The following is a 17,932-nucleotide window of genomic DNA, read 5'->3' on the forward strand; positions in this document are numbered from 1 at the left end:
ATTAAGTGGTTTGCAATGAAACAAATTCTATTAATTGATCTACATTCAGCGTCTCATGAGTTATTTCATCAACTTACAGCGCAAGGGTACTACGTCCATCAAGTCAATAATGCCTTTGATGCGTTGATCAAAATGGAAACCTTAACCCTAGAAGCCATTTTATTAGACTTTGCCGTACCCAAAATGGATTCCTTTTGGTTGTTAATCGCACGGCGAGCACCTACACCTATTATTGTCATTGCTGATGCGAATAGTGAACTAGAGCGTATTAATGCATTAGAGCTAGGTGCAGATGATTACTTAAGTCAACCAGTCAATGTACGTGAATTACAATTACGCCTCAATATCCTCAAACGTCGCACTCAAATACCTGTTAATGATATCACTGAGCAGCAGGTACGTTTTGATGATGTTAATTACACTGTGCACCTGGTTGATAAACCATTAATACTCACTCAAACAGAGTATCGCTTGTTTAAATATTTATATGAGCGCCAGGGGGTTGTGGTGACAAAAGCTGAATTACAGCAACGTGTTTTACATAAAGAACTCGGTCGATTTGATCGAAATTTAGACATGCATATCAGTAATACCCGACGTAAATTAGTTAAAGGTAATTTACCTCGCGATTTAATCAATACCGTCAGAGGGCAAGGGTACAGCTTTAGTTTTTAAAGGTTCACAGCAATAGCCGCATTTGGTAAGCTATGACGCATAAAATAAGGCATATAAACAGAGTTCGGGATAATAAACGCATTTCAAACAGCCCTTTGTCCTGCTAACAACGATGAATCGACTTGTAATTGGTTAGCTATTGTTGCGTCAATTCACCTTATTAGCTTAACAAATGACTAGCTTGAAAGTGAGGTTGGTTAATATGCTGATGTTAAATAGCATAACTTCATGCCTTATACCGATTCAGGTTAAATTTTAGCGCAAGCAATTAAAGGAACATCCTAATGCGGATCACTGCAAACTTTGACGGTGGCAATATTAACGTCATCAATATCGATAAACACGATGATATTCAACTCGCTATTCGTCCTGATTTTGGCGATGAATTTTATCAGTGGTTCAACTTCCGTTTAGAAGGTGAGGTCGGTCAGACCTACACCATGAATATCCTTAATGCAGGCAGCGCATCTTATCCAGCAGGTTGGGAAGACTATCAAGCGGTGGCCAGTTATGACCGAGCAACATGGTTTAGACTGCCAACGCAATATGAGAATGGCGTATTAACCATTCAAGCGGAACTAGATTGTGAAGCTATTCAAATTGCTTACTTTGCCCCATATAGCTACGAACGTCATTTAGATCTGATCAGTGAAGTACAGCTTCACCCAGCAGTGAGCTTAGAGCATTTAGGCTTAACCTTAGATGGCCGTGACATGAGCTTACTTAAAATTGGTGACGGTAACCCAGAGAAGAAAAATATTTGGATTACCGCACGCCAGCATCCAGGCGAAACCATGGCCGAATGGTTAGTTGAAGGCTTACTGAACCGTTTACTCGACGGTGATTGCCCAACGTCTAAAGCACTGTTAGACAAAGCTAACTTTTATATTGTACCTAACATGAACCCAGACGGAAGCGCACGTGGCCACTTACGTACTAATGCTGTGGGCACCAACTTAAACCGTGAATGGCAAACGCCAAGTCTAGAAAAAAGCCCAGAAGTGTATTACGTAGTGAACAAAATGCACCAAACAGGCGTAGATCTATTTTACGATGTGCATGGTGATGAAGGTTTACCTTATGTGTTTTTAGCCGGCTGTGAAGGTGTGCCAAACTTTACTGACAAAATGGCCGCATTGCAGCAGCAGTTTGTGAGTGCGTTAACCATTGCCAGTGCAGATTTCCAAACACAGTTTGGCTATGACAAAGACGAGCCAGGTAAAGCGAATTTAACCGTGGGTTCTAACTGGGTTGCAAATACGTTCTCGTGTTTATCAAATACATTAGAAATGCCATTTAAAGATAATGCGAACTTAGCTGACCCATTCGTTGGTTGGTCTCCTGAGCGCAGCATTTATTTAGGCGAAGCGTCGTTAGTGGCCATGTTGGCCGTTGTCGACAGCTTATAATCATTTAGTTGATATAGCAGGTATTATCATCATGGCGTTAATTGCATGCCCTAAATGTCAAAAGCGTATTTCTAGTCAGGCTAAACAATGTCCACATTGCAAAACAGATTTGACTGGAAACACCGAATCATTAGCTGTTATTAGCCACATCGAGCGATCAAACAGTTTAATGAATCAGAGCTTTATCTATTTAACCTTGTTTATTGCAGGTGTGGTGGTGTGGTTCTGGGGCGGCGAGCCTGCTCAAGGTTTAACGTCATACATTGCTATTGCAAGTTTTGTTGCAGGGTTTACAGGTTACTTGATTACTCGAGTCAGAATTGTGTTACATAAACGGAAGTCAGTATGAACGATATCAATAAAGTCATTGATGAAATGCCAGAAGAAGTGTACCAGCGTTTACTGTCTGCTACAGAACTCGGTAAATGGGATGACGGTACAGTGTTGACTGAGCAACAACGTGAGTCAACACTACAAGTGGTAATGATGTATCAAGCGCGCAAGCTTAAGCAAACCGAGCACTTTACCATTGCTGCAGGCGGCAACATTAACGAATTGTCTAAATCTGAATTAAAAAAGCAGTTTAAAGGCGAAGCGATTGCTGAATTTAAAGAATCTGATTTATAAGTTTGTGTGAAAATATTTGAACAAAAGAACAAAAAAGCGAACCGTTTGGTTCGCTTTTTTTTTGTTTTTAAAGATAACAAAGTAAATAAGTTAATATATTATCCTTCGGTGAGTTCACCCACTAGATTTTGCTGCATACGTTGCTTTATCTGATTGGGTGTCAAACCAATTGATAGCAAATAATGCAATTTAGCTAATGCCGCTTCAATGGTCATGTCAGCACCACTTATCACCCCAGCTTGCGCTAACGCATTACCCGTCGCGTAACCGCCCATATTCACTTTACCTTGGAAACATTGTGTTAAGTTAACCAGCACAATTCCGCGTTCATCAGCTTGTTTTAAAGTGTCCAACAAGTTTTTATCTTGTGGGGCATTACCTACCCCAAAGGTCAGCATGATCAGGGCTTTCACTGGCTGCTGTAAAATATTCATAAAGATTTCGGTCGAAATACCCGGATATAAGGTCACCACACCGACAGGTTGCGGGCTAATGGTGACTACTTCAAGCGGTTGATCAGTTGGTGCGCTGATTTTACCCGCTTTAATGTTTATCTTAATACCTGCCTCTAATAATATCGGAAAATTAGGCGAAGCAAAGGCATCGAAACCATCGGCATGCGCTTTGGTAGAGCGGTTACCACGGAATAATTTATTGTTAAAAAATAAACAGACTTCTGCCACAGGATAATTAGCGGCAATGTATAACGAATTAAGTAAATTGGTTTGTCCGTCTGAGCGCAGCTGCGCTAGTGGGATTTGCGAACCCGTGACAATAACTGGTTTGGATAAACCTTGCAGCATAAACGACAATGCAGATGCGGTGTAAGCCATGGTGTCAGTGCCATGCAAAATCACAAAGCCATCGTATTTGTCATAATTTGCATGAATATCATTGGCAATCATTTGCCAGTCTGTAGGGGCCATGTTTGACGAGTCAATCAGTGGGCTATATTCATGGATGACAAAAGAAGGCATTTCGTCATGGTAAAACTCAGGCATCGATTGAACACAATCCGTTAAAAAACCTGCTACAGGCACAAAGCCATTAGCTGTTTTTTGCATACCGATGGTACCGCCAGTGTAAGCTACGTAGATAGAACGTTCTGTCATGAAGTGTGTACTCTAAAGAGACTGGTATTGAAGATAATGCAAATTATACGAGTTTATTTACACATCCCCAATAAAAAAGCCTGCAAAGCAGGCTTTTTTTGAATAATCTTCATATTGGTTAAAAATATCAATCATTCACATTGCGCAAATTATTGCGTTAACACAGCGATTAATAACTGCAATCTTCACAATATAGGTAGGCATTATTGGGATCATCAAACTTTGAAAACTCCTCGTAAACGCTCGCCCATTGTTTTACCATCTTCTCAACGACAGTGCTTTGGCTAAAGCTGCTTGGCATATAAGAGGCCGTAGCATTGAAGATTTCTTGCATCAGCTGTTGTTCTGCGCTTAACTCTTGCTCAATTAACTTAACATCATATTTATCCATGTTAGCCAACTCAGCAGCTTTAGTGAGTGCAACGTCTATATCACCTAATTCATCAACTAAACCTAAGGTGAGGGCGCGTTTACCGGTCCATACACGGCCTTGGGCAATATTATCAACTTGTTCAAGGGTCATATGACGTTCTTGTGCCACTAACGAAATAAACTCATGGTATCCGCGTTCAATATGACGTTGAATAACGGCAGCAACTTGTGGACTGAGTTCACGCGCTGGTGATAAGCCTGCCCAATCTGAAGTCGCCACCCCATCAGATGTAACACCAATATGTGTCAATGCCTGTTCAAAGGTGGCAAACATACCAAAAATACCGATAGAGCCAGTTAACGTTGTTGGTGTCGCAACAATGTAGTCTGCGCTAGCTGATATCCAGTATCCGCCAGATGCGGCTAAGCTACCCATGCTGACCACAACCGGTTTACCCGCCGCTTTTAATGCTAATACTTCTTGGCGAATTTGCTCTGATGCAAATGCACTGCCGCCTGGGCTGTCAACACGTAACACGACCGCTTTAACAACAGGGTCAAAGCGTGCTTTCATCAATAGCTCAGAAGTGCTCTCACCACCAATCTGACCTGCTGGCTGCTTACCGTTTAAAATATTACCCTTTGCCACGATGACAGCAACTGAGTCACTTTCAACAAAGTTAGGTAACGGTGCGGTGACACTGCGATAGTCGTTAAAGCTAATCTGTCTAAAGGTTTTGCCTTCTTTATCGCTACCAACACGTTCCATCATGGCTAAACGAAATGCATCTGCAGTGACGAGTTCATCAACCCATTTCATGTTAATGGCCATTTGGGCGCTGTCGCCATCCGCTTGTTCAAGTTGTTCTAGATATGCATCTGTGCTCAATACCAATTGATCAGGTGCTATCTGACGGTTACTGGCTACTATGGTTGAATAACTCTGCCAGATGTCGCCTAGCAGCACTTTACTGGCTTCTTTGTCTGCTTGAGACATATCATCGCGAATAAAAGGTTCTACCGCTGACTTAAAGGTACCTACACGGAAAACATGGGTGGTGATTTTGAGCTTTTCTAACGCCGCTTTGTAATAAAGGCGATAACGGCTTAAGCCATCAAGTGACACCATACCTTTGTTGTTAAGGTAAATTTTGTCAGCAAAACTGGCTAAAAAGTATTGGTTTTGATCATAACCATTGGCCATGGCAATGACTGATTTGTTGGCAGCTTTAAATTGCGTTAGCGCTTCGCCAATGGCGGTCATTTTACTTATCCCTGCACTTTGCAGGTTGGCTAAGTCTAATACGATGCTGGTGATGCGCTTATCTTCAGTGGCGTTATTAATGCTGTAAAGCACGTCAGATAATAAGATTTCACCATTCGGATCGTTTTCTTGGCCTTGGGTCAATGCCGCTTCAAAAGGGTCCACATAATGTTTTTGATCAACAATGCTACCAGAGAGGTTTAGTACTAATGCTGATTGGTCTTCGACGATGATTTCGTCATCACTGCTCAGTAACACCACACCGATGATGGCGAGGATACCAAAAAAAACGAAGTTAATAATAAGCTTGCGAATAGTGTTTACCGTGTTCCACAACAGTAAAAACATCCTTTTTAAAAACGAGGGTTTAGCGGACATTAGCCACTCCTTTATCAGTCTAATATAGTCATCCTAACTGAAAATCAATTTAAATGTGAAACTGAATTGTAAAGGTTTTTAACAAACGACCGTTTAAATGATTGAGCAAACGGTAATGTCGTTGTATGCTGGTTTAAATCACTTGTTTAAAAAGGATGTTTGAATGTCGTTTCCACACTTATTAGAACCTTTAGATCTAGGCTTTACACAGCTGAAAAATCGCGTGTTAATGGGCTCAATGCACACAGGCTTAGAAGAAGAAAAAGGCGGATTTGAGAAACTGGCAGCGTTTTATAAAGAACGCGCTCAAGGCGGAGTTGGCTTAATTGTCACCGGTGGTATTGCCCCAAATTTACGCGGCCGCTTAGCACCAAACGCTTGTCAGCTGAGTTTTTCATGGCAAGTGGGTAAGCATAAAATTGTTACCGACGCTGTACATGAAGCGGGCGGTAAAATTTGTATGCAAATCTTACATGCGGGTCGTTACAGTTACCATCCATTTAGTTTAGCACCGAGCAAAATTAAATCGCCTATTACCCCGTTTACGCCTTCTGCGATGTCTGGTCGCCAGGTACGCAGTACCATTAAAGACTATGCAACCAGTGCAGCACTAGCTAAAAAAGCAGGCTATGACGGCGTTGAAGTGATGGGCTCTGAAGGTTATCTAATTAATCAATTTATCAGCTCACGTACTAACAAACGTACTGATGAGTGGGGCGGCAGTTTCGATAACCGTGCACAATTTCCAGTAAAAATTGTTAAAGCCATTCGTGAAAAAGTGGGTAAAGACTTTATCATTGTGTTCCGTTTATCGATGCTCGATTTAGTCGATAACGGCTCAACATGGGATGAAGTGGTAAAGTTAGCTAAATGGTTAGTACAAGCGGGTGTCAGCATTATTAACACCGGTATTGGCTGGCATGAAGCGCGTGTACCGACTATTGCAACTAGCGTTCCACGCGGTGCATTTGCATGGGTAACCGAAAAACTTAAAAAAGAAGTAAAGGTGCCATTAATTGCCACCAACAGGATTAACACGCCAGAAATTGGTGAGTCGATTATTGCCTCTGGTCAGGCTGATATGGTGTCAATGGCACGTCCTTTCTTAGCCGATGCCGATTTTGTGAACAAAGCCGCGGCCAACACCCCTGAGCTCATTAACACCTGTATTGGCTGTAACCAAGCATGTTTAGACCATACGTTCTCAATGAAACGGGCAACCTGTTTAGTCAATCCTCGTGCCTGTTATGAAACCGAAATTAACTTTACCCCAACGACCAATAAAAAACGTATAGCAGTGATGGGCGCGGGCCCTGCTGGTATGGCTTTTTCTGTGTATGCGGCTACTCGTGGCCATGAAGTGGTATTGTTTGAAGCCAAATCTGAAGTGGGCGGCCAATTTAATCTGGCACGTAAAATCCCCGGTAAAGAAGAGTTTAACGAAACGATTCGCTATTTTATTAACCAGATTAAGCTACATAACATCGATTTACGCTTAAACACTAAACTGGATGCGTCAGTACTGGCAACTGAAAAATTTGATGAGGTAGTTATTTCATCGGGTGTTGTACCGCGCGAACTGAAACTTCCAGGTTTTGATAATCCTAAAGTGGTTGATTATCAACAAGTGCTTAATGGTCAGGTCGAGATTGGTCAAACCGTCGCGCTTATTGGTGCAGGTGGTATTGGTTTTGATATGGCGCATTTTTTATGTGAACGTGAATCAACCAGTTTGCAAACTGACAAATGGTTAGAGCAGTGGGGCATTGATAAAACATACCAACATGCTGGCGGCTTAACGGAAGAAGGTGAACATCATCCGGGTCGTGATGTGTATTTGCTACAACGTAAAACCACTAAAATGGGTAAAGGTTTAGGTAAAACCACAGGCTGGATCCACCGCAGCGTGCTTAAACAGCATGAAGTGAAAATGAAAACTGGCGTAAGTTACGAGAAGTTTGATGAGCAAGGCTTACACATCAAAGTAGGTGAGCAAGCTGAAGTGCTCGCGGTTGATAATGTTGTATTGTGTGCAGGTCAAGAGTCGAACACGACACTGGTTGACGAAATGAAAGCCACCGGATTGCCTGTGCATCTTATTGGCGGTGTTGATGTTGCCGCTGAACTTGATGCTAAACGCGCTATTCGTCAAGGTGCCGAGTTGGCCATGGTGATTTAAGCTCAGTTAAGCCGCTAACCAACAAAAAACCTAGCAATCATTGCTAGGTTTTTTATTGGTTTGAAAATACCCTTAGTACAGGTTATTTTTCACTGTTAAGTGCAGCATCAATGTCTGCAGCGCTGTGACGTTCAGCCAAGCTCACATCACCCCATGATGTATTGACAATTTTGCCACGTTGCACACCAGGACGTTGTAATACAAGATTTGCCCAACGCATCACATTTTTATAACTGGCAACATCTAAAAATTCTGCCGCACTGTATAAGTTGCCTAAAACTAAGTTGCCATACCAAGGCCAAATAGCCATATCGGCTACGGTAAATTCTTCACCAGCGATAAAGGTGTTGTTGGCGAGTTGTTTGTCGAGTACATCTAACTGACGCTTAGCTTCCATCGCAAAGCGATTAATTGGGTATTCTTGTTTTTCATCAGCATAAGCATAAAAGTGGCCAAATCCACCACCAAGAAATGGTGCAGAACCTTGTGCCCAGAATAACCAGTTAAAGGTTTGAGTACGTGCCTGCCCAGATTGTGGTAAGAAATGGCCAAATTTTTCAGCTAAATGCACAAGGATAGACGCTGACTCAAATACATTGATGCCCTCATCACCTGAGTTATCAACTAGGGCAGGGATTTTTGAGTTAGGGTTAACAGCAACAAAGCCTGAAGAGAACTGGTCAAGTTCGCTGATATTAATGAGATACGCATCGTATTCGGCTTCTTTTACACCAAGCGATAAAAGCTCTTCAAGCATAATAGTCACTTTTTGGCCATTAGGCGTACCAAGTGAATACAACTGCAATGCATGTTCACCTACAGGCAGTGTTTTTTCAAAACGAGCGCCAGAATCAGGGCTGTTTATGTTAGCCCACTTGTTGGCACTGCTTGGTTCATTAACCCATACTTTAGGTGGAACATATTGATTACTCATAAAAATCCTCTTACTTGATAAAGTTTTGTCGCCTGTCATTGCTGATGCCATGATTCTTACAATGTGTTGCGGTTAATTAAATGTCTGTTGTTATCGCCGTGTAATCTCTGTGGTCAACACGAGACGGTAAATTGGGCAATTAACTATTGAGAACTTCAGCTAATTCACACAAATCACTCACGATTAAATCAGGTTGAATTTCCCATGGGTCAAATAATTTACTTGGGCTTCTTTTTACCCATACTGCTTGTAAACCCGCCGATTTAGCCCCAATAACATCCCAAGGGTTGCTCGATACCATCATGCATGAGTTCATATCAGCGTGCATTCGTCTCATTAAATACTGATAAACGTCAGGATTGGGTTTATAAGTCTGTAAATCATCAACGCTTATCACGTGTTGCAAGTGTGGCAAAACATGGGAATTAGTCATTAACTTTCGTACAGACAATTCAGGGCCATTAGAAAATGCTGCTAACTGATGCCCATGCTGTACGAGCTTTTTAAGCCCTGGGATCACATCATCAAACGTGCTTAACTCAGCAAATCTTGCCATTAACTGTTGTTGGTCTGTAGTCGACAACGATATCTGATATACATTTAAACAATATTGCAGCGCCTGTTGAGTGCAAACGGTAAAGTCGGCATATTGCTGCATTAACCCACGTCTAAAGGCATATTCTACTTTTTTATCGTGCCACAACTGACCAAATTCCGAGGCTTTATCGCCAATAAGGTTTTCAAGATGCAGTCCCATATCAACTGGGTCGACAAGGGTACCATACACATCAAAACCAATAGAGTAGTTCATACGTTTTTCATTCCTACATGATCAAAGCAGTTATCTGCGCGAGACACTCACTTTAATCGTTAAATCTATTGTCAGACTATAAACCAACTGTATCAAGTGTTCAAATACTTATTTGAATGAACATTCAAAAATTGTAAGCGGATTTGATTATCGATATATCATATTTAACTGCATTGTAACTTTATCAGACAGTTAGGCCGCGTTATCATATTGGCATTGAGAGACTTGAGGTGTATTTAAATGGAATGTCCTAGCTGCAACAGTCAATTAGCAAGACGATCGTTAAAAGTGGTTCGTAAAGGTCAACATGGCGTTGAAGCGCAATGCCCTAAATGCGAAACCTGGTTGATGTTTGAGCCCAAAATGATGCAAGTCAAAAATATCGGCATGCTGATATTGCTCATATTCAGTGTTGCTAACTTTTTTATTGAAAACAGTGATTATCGCTTAATGTGTTCTTTTGCGGCATTTGGTGGTGCTTGTATTGCACTGTTGGGTGTATTTAAAGGCAAAATGATTGTGGCCGATACAACTGATAATAAGGATTTAACATGAAAACGATTGTGATTACCGGGGCAAATCGAGGCATCGGCTTGGCGTTTACGACATTATATGCACAGCAAAACCACGTTGTTTATGCGCTTTGTCGACAATCGTCGGTAGAACTCGCCGCCTTAGGCAACAATGTTAAGGTGATTGAAGGTGTTGATGTGACAGAAGCTTCAGGTATTGAAACCATGCAACACAGTTTACATGGGGTGAAAATTGACCTGTTAATTTGTAATGCGGGTATTTTACGTGACGAAAAATTAGGGCGCCTTAACCTCGACACCATACGCCAACAGTTTGAGGTTAACGCTTTAGCGCCTTTACATGTAGTGGCCAGTTTACAAACCAATTTAGTTAACGGAGCCAAAGTGGCGATGATCACTTCACGAATGGGATCGATTACCGATAACACTTCGGGTGGTCGTTATGGTTACCGCATGTCTAAGGCGGCGTTAAATGCAGCGTCAATGTCATTAGCTCATGACTTAGCTCCAAGAGAGATTGCTGTGGGTATTTATCATCCAGGTTATGTGCAAACAGAGATGGTTAACCATGGTGGTGATATTTCTGCCACTGACTCAGCCTCGCGGTTGATTGGCCTCATTGATGGCTTAACCCTGGCAAACTCTGGTGTATTTAAACATTCTAATGGCCAAGAGTTACCTTGGTAATTAACAGATAAACTAGATATAAAAACGCGAGCTCATGCTCGCGTTTGTGTATTTGGTTGAATCCATAACAATAAAACAGGGCTGTTTATTGCGGTACTTCTGGCTGAATTTGGCCAACTAACAGTACTGGTGCTGCGTCTATTTCATCTGCGTCCATCATTGAGGCGATGCGTTCAACTGCCGATAAAAGTTGGCTTTGCTCCCACTCTTCAAGATTTTGATAATGCTTAATAAAATGCTCTTGAAGTGGTTTTGGTGATCCACTGAGTAACTCTTCACCAGCTTCGCTTAACGACAAATGCACCTTACGTTTGTCGGTTTCACTGCGAGTACGGATCACCAGATTACGGCTTTCTAAGCGATCAATAATGGTGGTGACAGTGGCTGCGCTTAAATTAATTTCTTGAGCAATCTGTTTAGCTAAAGGCGCATCCAATTCATTGACTTTTTTCATCACCATAAGTTGAGGACCCGTGAGGCCAGACAGTTTGTTCAATTGACGAGAATGAATATCGATAGCTCTAATCACTCTGCGCAATGAAATTAATAGTTGTTCGTACTTTTCCATCATGTCCTCTTACCAATCACTTGGTTAGTCTGAGAATAATTAAGCCTGCACCTTAACAGAAAACGGCCTATTACTCATGCGCAAAATCAAAAAAGCAGAATAACTGCATGCAGCTATTCTGCTTTTGACGTTTAGATCAAATTACAGCGAGAATGTGCGTGATACTGATAGCACTGCACGAGTGTCGCTTAAGTCAGTGTCCATGCTAGTGTCTTCAACGGCAACGTTAAAATCAAAGCCTTCCCAACTTGTCATATACTCTGCACGATAATGGTTATAAGACTTATCACCATCCCACGACCACTTGTCTTTATCGTTTGATGTTGAACGGTCAAAACTGACGCGGATGTCATGCCCTTCAGCAACGCTAAAAGTATGGGCTACCATGGCAATGTAATGGCCAGCATCTAGGCCAAAGTAATCCCATGAATACCAAAAGTTTAACTCACTTTTGCCTAACGAAGAGGTATAGCCAAATTTACTGTAAACTTCTGGATAGTAATATTCATCAGACGCGTCATCACCGTGGTAAGTGTAGTAAGCGATACCTGCATCGAGTGACACTCGGTCGGTAAGTTCCATGTACTTACCCACATAAAAATCGAGCTCAAGCCAGGTATCTTCACCGTCACCAAAATCAACATTCGACGCCCATGCGCCCATGTACCAACCACTGTCTAATGCATAATCAAGGCTAGCTTGTAATGCAGGGTCGTTGTCAGTTTGGCTCACACCGTTAAAAGTGTAGTCAGACGTTGCATTAATAGTGGTACTTAATTCATCAGCCATTAGTGTATTTGGCAGTGCGAATAAGCTTAATAGCGCAAGTGTTTTTATTTTAGTGTTCATTTTCAATCCCTGTTTTGGTTATTGTATTAATCAAGTAATTCAATTTTAGTAAAATCAATTTTATTGGCTTTCGGTGAACGTTCAATGTCAGCCACTTTCGATAGATGACCTTTCAGAATATAAACAAAACATCCTAAAATGAGCGTGATAGCTAATGCGCCAACCCATTGAATGGCTAGGAAGTCTAATTTAAATAACAAGGTTAGGCCGCTCAATACTACGATGTTACCAATGATGTAAGGCACTTTACCTAAACGATCTACCGTCATGTTTAAGTTGTCTGTGTATAAGCGCACCAGTGAGTCTAATGAGTTAATCACGAAGGTGATGCCGACAATTACCATCGCAAGGTTATAGAATCCTGTGGTATCAATGCCATTTGCGCTGTAGTAATAAAGTACAGTAAACCAAATCGCAATTGGGATAGACGGGAAAATCATCATGGCTAATAACACTTGGTAGGTTTTCATGCCGCCCACAAAACGTGAGGTAAATTGACCAATCATGATGCTCCAAGCAAACCACCAGAATAGGTAAAACTCATGGTAATCATTCATCGGTAATACAAATTCATGCATATTTGAAAAATAGCCACCAATTAGCGCAAAGGTACTAAAGAACTCACCGACACTTGAATCTTCAGACAAAAATGCCCCAGACCACATAATGGCGATTAAGCCAAAGAATAACCAAGTACTGCCTAAACTTAAGTAGCGTACATATTTAATGCTGGTGCTTGAATAAACTGCAGCGGCAATCACCATAAATACAATTAAGTAGAATGAGCTGACAATGGTTTCACCGTCGCCAAGGTTAGGTAAATACCAAGGTAAATTAGACAGTAATAAGTAAGCGGTAAACGCACAGGTGCCTATAATAACTAAGTTGTTGATAAACTTAATTAATGGGATTTCAAAGAACTTCACTCTTGGTTCTATTACACAAAAATAGAAACAAGTTAAAAAGTAAAAAGCCCATATTAAACAAGCCCAAAAGCCAAATTCAATGGCCAATGGATTAGTAAAACCGTATTCAGGACTGGCAGCTAAATCTGCATACCCAGCAAATTCGGTTAGCGGGAACATAATCAGTCCCACATCTAATCCAGAGGTAAATAAAATCGCGATAAAGGTAAATTTACGTACAGGTGTGACCCCGATACATTGCATGTTACCCCAACGATAAATTACAAAGGCGATGGCGGCAAAAGTAAATAAAATGCCTATTGATAACCAGGTAGTCATTACTTAACTCCTGCTTTTATTGTGTGTGCAAACATAGTGTTAGCTCCTTGTTTTATGTTTTATTTCGCCATAGAACAATGTTTAAAGACAATCATGCCCTCAAGCCTTAAATATCGCTGTCGATAGTTAAACCCTGATAGATTGAACTTGGCTTAATTGGCCATTTACAAAATTGTAGGTTGGCCAGTAACCCTTAAAACGAATTACATCAATTAACTCACCGATCTTTTCGGTGCTTGTTGGCGTTGTTGTTGCTGCCAATCATTAGCGACAGTCACTTTGGCCAAGCTTGGTGCTAATAACTTGTTACCCAAAATGATGTCGGCGGCACGTTCAGCAACCATAATGGTTGGCGAGTTTAAATTTCCGTTAGGAATGGTTGGGAATATTGACGAGTCAACAACGCGTAATCCCTTAATGCCGTGGACTTTAGTTTCAGAGTCCACTACCGCCATATCGTCTTCACCCATTTTGCATGAACAAGAAGGGTGGTAAGCACTCTCAACTGCACTGCGTACAAACGCATCGATTTGCTCATCGGTTTGAACGGCTAAACCAGGCTGAATTTCTTCACCACGGTATTCATCCAGTGCCGGTTGGTTAATGATTTCACGGGTTAAGCGTACGCAAGCTCTAAAGCCTTCAATATCATCTTGATGTGATAAATAATTAAACTGAATTTGTGGTGCAACCTTGGCATCTTTTGATACCACTGTTACTGCACCACGGCTTTTAGGCTTGTTATGACCAATGTGAACCTGGAAACCATGGCCTGCAAAGGCTTCTTTACCGTCATAACGCATTGCCGCAGGCAAAAAGTGGTATTGCAGATCGGGCCATTCAAGCCCAGGTTTTGAGCGGATGAAGCCACAAGATTCAAAGTGATTTGTCGCGCCTAATCCTGATTTATTTAAAATCCAACGGGTACCAATGAATAATTTATTCAGTGGATCTAACTTACCGTTGAGAGAAATCGGCTTTAAGCACTTAAATTGAAAATAAAATTCCAAGTGATCTTGTAGGTTTTGCCCAACGCCCGGTAAATGATGTACAGGCTCAATACCCGCATCTTCAAGGGTTTGTTTGTTGCCAATACCAGACAATTGCAAAATATGCGGTGAACCAATAGAGCCTGCAGACAACACAACCTCTTTATTGCACATGACATCTTGCATTTGGCCTTTACGCTCGTAACGTACACCTACAGCGGTTTTGCCTAGCATAATGACGTTATGAACCAGCGCATGAGTCACCACAGTTAAATTGTCACGCTTCATTGCTGGGCGTAAATATGCATTTGCGGTTGACCAACGCACACCGTTTTTAACGGTCATGTGCATTGGGCCAAAGCCTTCTTGCTGTGATGCGTTATAGTCGGCAGTTGCTAAATACCCGGCATCAACACCGGCATCAATAAAGGCTTGATACAACGGGTTTTTCATCTCGTTACCGTTATTAACCCCTAACGGGCCGCTATCACCACGGTAAACGTTGCCACCAAACGACCATGTTTCAGCTTTTTTGAAATACGGTAAACAATGGGCGTAGTTCCAATCTTTAGCGCCATGTTGTTGCCATTCGTCAAAATCACGGGCATGACCACGCACATATACCATGCCGTTAATTGACGATGAACCGCCCAACACTTTACCGCGAGGGCAGTGCATACGGCGATTATCTAAATGTGGCTCTGCTTGGGTTTCAAACTGCCAAGCATACTTTTTAGTGTTCATCGGAATAGACAGTGCCGTCGGCATTTGGATAAAAATACTTTTATCGCTACCACCGGTTTCTAAAATTAACACTTTATTGTCTGGGTTTTCAGTTAAACGGTTGGCTAATACACAACCTGCGCTACCGGCACCGACAATAATGTAATCATATTGATGAGATATTGACTTAGACATTAATTGGGTCACTCCTAAAATGGGCTTTCAAGTGGTTGCATGCCAACATAAACAGCTTTGATTTGAGTGTATGCCTTTAATGTTTCGTTGCCGTTTTCGCGGCCGATGCCCGACATTTTATAACCACCTACTGGCATTTCTGCAGGCGATGCACCATAAGCATTAATCCAGCAAATGCCTGCTTCTAATTGATGTATTACGCGGTGAGCACGAGTAATGTCTTGGGTAAAAACCCCAGCAGCAAGGCCTAAATGAGTATTGTTAGCACGTTGAATGACTTCTTGTTCATCTTCAAAGGTAAACACTGACATTACAGGGCCAAAAATTTCTTCTTTAGCAATGGTCATATCATCGGTGCAATCGGTGAAAATAGTTGGTGCAACAAAAAAACCATGGGGCGCGTTTTCTGGTTGTAACGCAGTGCCGCCAGTCAGTAAAGTCGCACCTTCTTTTTGGCCTATCGCAATGTACTCAAGGACTTTTTGTTGATGACTTCGTGATATCAACGCACCAAAGTTGGTTTCAGCATCCATAGGATCGCCACACACAATATTATTTTCAGTACGTTGCTTTAAACGCTCAATAAATTGTGGGTACATGTCTTTTTGCACAAATACGCGTGTGCCATTGGTACACACTTCACCTTGAGTATAAAAATTGGCCAACATGGCTGCTGATACCGCATTGTCTACATCGGCATCATTGAAGATGATTAACGGTGATTTGCCGCCAAGTTCCATGGTGACTTCTTTTAAGGTACTAGACGCGGCAGCCATCACTTTTGTGCCAGTGCCAACTTCACCAGTAAATGACACTTTAGCGATATCATCATTAGTGGTTAACCACGCGCCAACACGGCCGTCGCCTTGAACCACATTAAATACGCCATCAGGTACGCCAGCTTGGGTGAATATTTCGGCTAAACGCATTGCACCGCGTGGGGTTTCTTCAGAAGGCTTAAAAATCATCACATTACCGCATGCCAAAGCCGGAGCCGCTTTCCAACATGCAATTTGTAATGGGTAGTTCCAGGCGCCAATACCGGCGCAAATGCCTAATGGTTCGCGACGAGTGTAGTAAAAGTCTTCACCTACCGGTTGCTGATTACCTTCAATGCTTGGTGCAAGGCCCGCAAAGAATTCAATTGAATCTGCGCCAGTGACAATGTCGACCACTGAAGCTTCTTGCCAAGGTTTACCTGTGTCGAGTACTTCGCCTGCGGCAAGCTCATCATTGTGCTCGCGTAATAAAGCAACGGCTTTTAATAAAATACGGCTGCGTTCCATAGGCGTCATTTTTGACCACACAGCAAAGCCTGCTTTTGCACTGTCGATGGCGGCTTGCTTGACTGCATCGGTTGCTACTTCAACTAAATAACTCACACTGCCAGTAGCAGGGTTGATGACTTCGAAGGTTTCTCCGCTGCCATTTGAAATGTATTGACCATGCACATAATTTTGATAAGTGACTAACGCTGACATTCAATTTCTCCGTGTTGCACCAGTACAGACTCTATAAAGGCTTTCGATAGCGTCTGGGCTTGCTTAAATTCTTCAGAAGGGTTGGTGCTTAACGCACTTCGTAACCAAAACCCGTCAATGATTGCCGCAGTTTGCTTGGCGGCACTTACCGCGTCAGCCTTAGGCAATAATTGTTTAAATGAGTACAGCAGGTTGCTGTAAAGGCGGTGGCTATTAATGTTTTGCAATCTTGCCAATCCTGGGTCGTGCATAGCTTGAGACCAAAAGCTTAGCCATGTTTTTGTGGCCGCATTTGAGCGTTGCAACTCGGTAAAGTTGGCTTCGACTATGATCGACAAGCGTTGAGGAGCGGTTAACGATTTGCCTGACGTTTTTGCCAGTAAGGCTTGCTTTAATTCTTCTAATAAGAATTTTAGCGTGGCTTCGATTAACCCTTGTTTACCACCAAAATAATGACTGATTATCCCTGATGACATCCCCGCTAAACCACTAATCGTGTTGATGGTGGTGTGCTGTAATCCATGACGTTCGACAGACATTAACGTGGCATTGATGAGCTGTTGTTGTCTGACGTTTTTCATTGCAGGTCTTGGCATAAATAACTCCCTTTTTATCGCTTGAACGTTATTAATTGAACGTTCAATTAATAACGATCCTAATGATTAGGGGTCTAACTATCAAGTGTTTATTTGATCTAGATCATAAAATGCTAGCTCAATAAATGATCTAAAAACTAAAGCGGTCAACATAAATCATTGTTAATGTTTATATTTATAAATAAATAATTTACCTAAAACTAAATTAATTATTTTAAAAAATATTTTAGCTGTAATGATTATTTTGTTAGTTGTGAGCAAGTACGAAAGGCGGCAATACGTGGTTAAAAAATATTAAATTGGGAT

At 41.8% G+C, this 17,932-nt stretch carries 17 protein-coding genes; 7 read left to right on the plus strand and 10 right to left on the minus strand.

Annotated elements, in window-relative coordinates:
* The first annotated feature begins 15 nt into the window (after positions 1-15).
* From IEY42_RS03665 to IEY42_RS03680, 4 genes are all read left to right on the plus strand, one after another.
* Positions 16-675: a response regulator transcription factor gene (locus tag IEY42_RS03665; protein ID WP_188923986.1), complete on the plus strand. Its 660-nt coding sequence runs from the start codon at positions 16-18 to the stop codon at positions 673-675.
* Positions 676-959: 284 nt separating this feature from the next.
* Entirely contained in the window at positions 960-2,084 is a 1,125-nt protein-coding gene (locus IEY42_RS03670; protein ID WP_188923987.1) for a M14 family metallopeptidase, read from the plus strand.
* Positions 2,085-2,115: 31 nt separating this feature from the next.
* Entirely contained in the window at positions 2,116-2,433 is a 318-nt protein-coding gene (locus tag IEY42_RS03675) for a zinc ribbon domain-containing protein (RefSeq protein WP_188916374.1), read from the plus strand.
* Positions 2,430-2,711: a YeaC family protein gene (locus IEY42_RS03680; RefSeq protein WP_188923988.1), complete on the plus strand. Its 282-nt coding sequence runs from the start codon at positions 2,430-2,432 to the stop codon at positions 2,709-2,711. Before IEY42_RS03675 ends, IEY42_RS03680 begins: the two co-directional genes overlap by 4 nt.
* Positions 2,712-2,809: 98 nt before the next feature.
* On the opposite strand, the gene ansA is transcribed toward IEY42_RS03680, so the two are convergent.
* On the minus strand, positions 2,810-3,823 hold the full coding sequence (ansA, locus tag IEY42_RS03685) for an asparaginase (RefSeq protein WP_188923989.1): 1,014 nt from the start codon (positions 3,821-3,823) through the stop codon (positions 2,810-2,812).
* A gap of 169 nt (positions 3,824-3,992) precedes the next feature.
* Complete coding sequence (sppA, locus tag IEY42_RS03690; protein ID WP_188923990.1) at positions 3,993-5,837, minus strand: signal peptide peptidase SppA; 1,845 nt, start codon at positions 5,835-5,837, stop codon at positions 3,993-3,995.
* A 163-nt stretch (positions 5,838-6,000) separates the two neighbouring features.
* Between sppA and IEY42_RS03695 the strand changes: the two genes are divergently transcribed.
* Positions 6,001-8,016, plus strand: a complete 2,016-nt coding sequence (locus tag IEY42_RS03695; protein ID WP_188923991.1) for an oxidoreductase — start codon at positions 6,001-6,003, stop codon at positions 8,014-8,016.
* A gap of 82 nt (positions 8,017-8,098) precedes the next feature.
* On the opposite strand, the gene yghU is transcribed toward IEY42_RS03695, so the two are convergent.
* Complete coding sequence (gene yghU / locus IEY42_RS03700) at positions 8,099-8,950, minus strand: glutathione-dependent disulfide-bond oxidoreductase (RefSeq protein ID WP_188923992.1); 852 nt, start codon at positions 8,948-8,950, stop codon at positions 8,099-8,101.
* A 139-nt stretch (positions 8,951-9,089) separates the two neighbouring features.
* Positions 9,090-9,761 carry a haloacid dehalogenase type II gene (locus tag IEY42_RS03705; RefSeq protein WP_188923993.1) on the minus strand — a complete coding sequence of 224 codons (672 nt, stop codon included), beginning with the start codon at positions 9,759-9,761 and terminating at the stop codon, positions 9,090-9,092.
* A 240-nt stretch (positions 9,762-10,001) separates the two neighbouring features.
* On the opposite strand from IEY42_RS03705, the gene IEY42_RS03710 reads away from it, so the two are divergent.
* Together IEY42_RS03710 and IEY42_RS03715 are read left to right on the plus strand one after the other, a co-directional pair.
* Positions 10,002-10,316 carry a hypothetical protein gene (locus IEY42_RS03710; RefSeq protein ID WP_188923994.1) on the plus strand — a complete coding sequence of 105 codons (315 nt, stop codon included), beginning with the start codon at positions 10,002-10,004 and terminating at the stop codon, positions 10,314-10,316.
* Positions 10,313-10,981 (plus strand): SDR family oxidoreductase, encoded by a 669-nt coding sequence (locus IEY42_RS03715; RefSeq protein WP_188923995.1) that lies wholly within the window; start codon positions 10,313-10,315, stop codon positions 10,979-10,981. The genes IEY42_RS03710 and IEY42_RS03715 overlap by 4 nt, the downstream gene beginning before the upstream one ends.
* Before the next feature lie 85 nt (positions 10,982-11,066).
* Here IEY42_RS03715 and IEY42_RS03720 read toward each other — a convergent pair whose 3' ends face one another.
* The 6 genes from IEY42_RS03720 to betI all read right to left on the minus strand — a co-directional run bounded on the left by IEY42_RS03720 (position 11,067) and on the right by betI (position 17,626).
* Positions 11,067-11,549, minus strand: coding sequence for a MarR family winged helix-turn-helix transcriptional regulator (locus IEY42_RS03720; protein WP_188923996.1), 483 nt, complete (start codon positions 11,547-11,549; stop codon positions 11,067-11,069).
* 141 nt (positions 11,550-11,690) lie between these two features.
* Positions 11,691-12,398: a TorF family putative porin gene (locus tag IEY42_RS03725; RefSeq protein WP_188923997.1), complete on the minus strand. Its 708-nt coding sequence runs from the start codon at positions 12,396-12,398 to the stop codon at positions 11,691-11,693.
* Positions 12,399-12,424: 26 nt separating this feature from the next.
* Positions 12,425-13,642: a BCCT family transporter gene (locus IEY42_RS03730; RefSeq protein ID WP_188923998.1), complete on the minus strand. Its 1,218-nt coding sequence runs from the start codon at positions 13,640-13,642 to the stop codon at positions 12,425-12,427.
* Between the two features lie 212 nt (positions 13,643-13,854).
* Positions 13,855-15,549, minus strand: coding sequence for a choline dehydrogenase (gene betA / locus IEY42_RS03735; RefSeq protein WP_188923999.1), 1,695 nt, complete (start codon positions 15,547-15,549; stop codon positions 13,855-13,857).
* A 14-nt stretch (positions 15,550-15,563) separates the two neighbouring features.
* Positions 15,564-17,030, minus strand: a complete 1,467-nt coding sequence (betB, locus tag IEY42_RS03740; protein WP_188924000.1) for a betaine-aldehyde dehydrogenase — start codon at positions 17,028-17,030, stop codon at positions 15,564-15,566.
* Complete coding sequence (gene betI, locus IEY42_RS03745) at positions 17,018-17,626, minus strand: transcriptional regulator BetI (RefSeq protein WP_188924001.1); 609 nt, start codon at positions 17,624-17,626, stop codon at positions 17,018-17,020. Before betI ends, betB begins: the two co-directional genes overlap by 13 nt.
* Between the last annotated feature and the right edge of the window lie 306 nt (positions 17,627-17,932).

The organism is Shewanella algicola (genome assembly GCF_014648035.1).
Classification (GTDB): Bacteria; Pseudomonadota; Gammaproteobacteria; order Enterobacterales; family Shewanellaceae; genus Shewanella; species Shewanella algicola.

Coding starts and splice junctions, on each gene's coding strand:
- IEY42_RS03665 (WP_188923986.1), top strand. CDS start 16: ATGAAACAAATTCTATTAATTGATCTACATTCAGCGTCTCATGAGTTA.
- IEY42_RS03670 (WP_188923987.1), top strand. CDS start 960: ATGCGGATCACTGCAAACTTTGACGGTGGCAATATTAACGTCATCAAT.
- IEY42_RS03675 (WP_188916374.1), top strand. CDS start 2,116: ATGGCGTTAATTGCATGCCCTAAATGTCAAAAGCGTATTTCTAGTCAG.
- IEY42_RS03680 (WP_188923988.1), top strand. CDS start 2,430: ATGAACGATATCAATAAAGTCATTGATGAAATGCCAGAAGAAGTGTAC.
- ansA (WP_188923989.1), bottom strand. CDS start 3,823: ATGACAGAACGTTCTATCTACGTAGCTTACACTGGCGGTACCATCGGT.
- sppA (WP_188923990.1), bottom strand. CDS start 5,837: ATGTCCGCTAAACCCTCGTTTTTAAAAAGGATGTTTTTACTGTTGTGG.
- IEY42_RS03695 (WP_188923991.1), top strand. CDS start 6,001: ATGTCGTTTCCACACTTATTAGAACCTTTAGATCTAGGCTTTACACAG.
- yghU (WP_188923992.1), bottom strand. CDS start 8,950: ATGAGTAATCAATATGTTCCACCTAAAGTATGGGTTAATGAACCAAGC.
- IEY42_RS03705 (WP_188923993.1), bottom strand. CDS start 9,761: ATGAACTACTCTATTGGTTTTGATGTGTATGGTACCCTTGTCGACCCA.
- IEY42_RS03710 (WP_188923994.1), top strand. CDS start 10,002: ATGGAATGTCCTAGCTGCAACAGTCAATTAGCAAGACGATCGTTAAAA.
- IEY42_RS03715 (WP_188923995.1), top strand. CDS start 10,313: ATGAAAACGATTGTGATTACCGGGGCAAATCGAGGCATCGGCTTGGCG.
- IEY42_RS03720 (WP_188923996.1), bottom strand. CDS start 11,549: ATGGAAAAGTACGAACAACTATTAATTTCATTGCGCAGAGTGATTAGA.
- IEY42_RS03725 (WP_188923997.1), bottom strand. CDS start 12,398: ATGAACACTAAAATAAAAACACTTGCGCTATTAAGCTTATTCGCACTG.
- IEY42_RS03730 (WP_188923998.1), bottom strand. CDS start 13,642: ATGACTACCTGGTTATCAATAGGCATTTTATTTACTTTTGCCGCCATC.
- betA (WP_188923999.1), bottom strand. CDS start 15,549: ATGTCTAAGTCAATATCTCATCAATATGATTACATTATTGTCGGTGCC.
- betB (WP_188924000.1), bottom strand. CDS start 17,030: ATGTCAGCGTTAGTCACTTATCAAAATTATGTGCATGGTCAATACATT.
- betI (WP_188924001.1), bottom strand. CDS start 17,626: ATGCCAAGACCTGCAATGAAAAACGTCAGACAACAACAGCTCATCAAT.